2 protein-coding genes are annotated in these 1,134 nt (G+C 61.6%); both read right to left on the bottom strand.

Annotated elements, in window-relative coordinates; all coding sequences use genetic code 11:
• Window positions 1-156: 156 nt before the first annotated feature.
• On the bottom strand, window positions 157-825 hold the full coding sequence (locus tag RVY79_RS16595) for a hypothetical protein (RefSeq protein WP_048932672.1): 669 nt from the start codon (window positions 823-825) through the stop codon (window positions 157-159).
• A partial coding sequence (locus RVY79_RS16590) for a baseplate J/gp47 family protein (protein WP_317465578.1) occupies window positions 825-1,134 on the bottom strand: 310 nt, incomplete at its 5' end. The genes RVY79_RS16590 and RVY79_RS16595, both read right to left, overlap by 1 nt.

The following is a 1,134-nucleotide window of genomic DNA, read 5'->3' as shown; positions in this document are numbered from 1 at the left end:
CGGCTGCGAGCTTGGCGACAGCCAGCATGCCGAACTTGTTGGTCCGGAGAACATCGGTTTCCAGAGGGATCTGGCCCGGATAAACGATGACGCGATCCATCGCGACTCCATAAAAAAAGGCGCCCGAAGGCGCCTTGCGTGGTTATGTGAGGTAGGTCAGTTCGAAATGCGGGTCCAGACGACTGTTGCCACGGGCTTTACGCTATCGATGGCCGCGTAGATGTCTGCGTCGCTTACGGCGCCCTGAATCATCGAGAGCGACGCGTACTCTTCCTGCGACGGCGTGTTGTACGCGCCGGTTGAGTAGCCGTAGCCTGCGACGTTCGGAATGCCAGCGCCGGCCGGTCTGTAGGCAATCACAAAGGCCTGATACGGCATGAGCATCGAACCATAGGCTCCTGCCATTCCGTAGCCGATGTACGGACCGCCATACACGCCGGTGTCTAGCGGTCGTAGTGGCTCGATGATCGTCGGCGTGCGGCCCGTCAGATCCTGCAGCACCTTGATGAGCCCTGCGCGCGTTGCGCGCTCGCGGAACAGGTTGATCAGGATGCGATTGCGGAACGACGTGTCGGACTGATTGGCCGCCCGCAGCAGCGCGGCGCCGAAAAAATCCGCGGCAATCATGTCCAGCCACCCATCGGTGGCCGTCTTGATCCGCGTCTGCAGACGGCCGTAGGCCAACAGGCTGTAGAAGTATGCGAGCGCGTATGCCAGCCCCTGCAGCAGTCCATTCAGAACGGGCGAGGACGCTTCATCGCCAAACCACTGCGGCAACTGTGAGCGAATCCGGTGGTAGATGTCTTGTTGGTCACCAGTTGCCATCACGCCACCGTCACAGAAGTTGCCTTGATGACTTGCTGGCTTGTGGCCGTCAGGTCAGCGGTGCCGCTGTTCAATGTCACGCCTGTAACGTTCGTCACGCTGGGGGAAGCGTCGTATGCCACCTGCGCGAGCCGGGAGAACGGAAGTGTCGTGCCCAGCGGCAGTGCGTTGATGTACGACGTGAGCGCGTTCTTGACCACCAGAGCCGTCGCCGCATGGTCGGCGCCGGCGGCTGTTGAGATCGTCATTGCAACACTCGCGTTCACAACCACCGGCGCGAACACGCCGAACGTGCTGGTCAGCGGGCGC

The sequence above is a fragment of the Chromohalobacter sp. HP20-39 genome (genome assembly GCF_033052815.1).
Classification (GTDB): Bacteria; Pseudomonadota; Gammaproteobacteria; order Pseudomonadales; family Halomonadaceae; genus Chromohalobacter.
The sequence above is the reverse complement of the archived record's forward strand: the minus strand, read 5'-3'. Positions and strand labels throughout refer to the sequence as shown.